The 597-nt window shown below is 71.2% G+C and carries 1 protein-coding gene; it reads left to right on the forward strand.

The window, feature by feature from the left end; translation table 11 throughout:
- A partial coding sequence (locus tag ACK4TH_RS12960; protein WP_409627031.1) for a GTP-binding protein occupies positions 1-597 on the forward strand: 597 nt, incomplete at both ends.

The raw sequence follows: 597 nt of genomic DNA on the forward strand, positions 1-597 counted from the left end.
CGCGGCCAGCCGCCGCCGCGGTGGGGACCGTCTCTACCCCCGCAACCGGTTCGACGCTGGCCAGCAGGCGTTTCAGTGGCCCGCCATCCGGCATGCTTTCACCGTCGATGCGGTTGTTACCGTGGTGGATGCGCCGGCGGTGGCCGAAGGCCGCTTTGCGCACGACCCCCAAGCGGTCGATGCCCAGCGTCGCGCCGACCCCGAGCTTGACCACGACACGCCGCTGGCCGAGCTCTTCGAGGATCAGTTGGCCACCGCCGACTTGGTCGTGCTCAACAAAGCCGATCGGGTGGATGCCGAGGCGCTGCAGCGCGTGCGCGCCACGGTGGCGGCGCGCGCGCCGGCGGCGGTGCAGACCGTGGTGGCGCGGCACGGCCAGGTGCCGCCCGAGGTGTTGCTGGGCTTGGGCCGCGCCGTGGAACACGTGATCGAGGGCCGCCGCACCCACCACGACGACGAGGACGACGACCACGACCACGATGCCTTTCAATCGGTGGCGCTGGCGCTGGACGTGCGCGACCGGCACCATCTGCTGCAGACGCTCTCGACGCTGGTGGCGTGCCACGGCCTGCTGCGCATCAAGGGTTTTGTGGCGCT

The sequence above is a fragment of the Tepidimonas sp. genome, from assembly GCF_046292505.1.
GTDB lineage: Bacteria > Pseudomonadota > Gammaproteobacteria > Burkholderiales > Burkholderiaceae_C > Tepidimonas.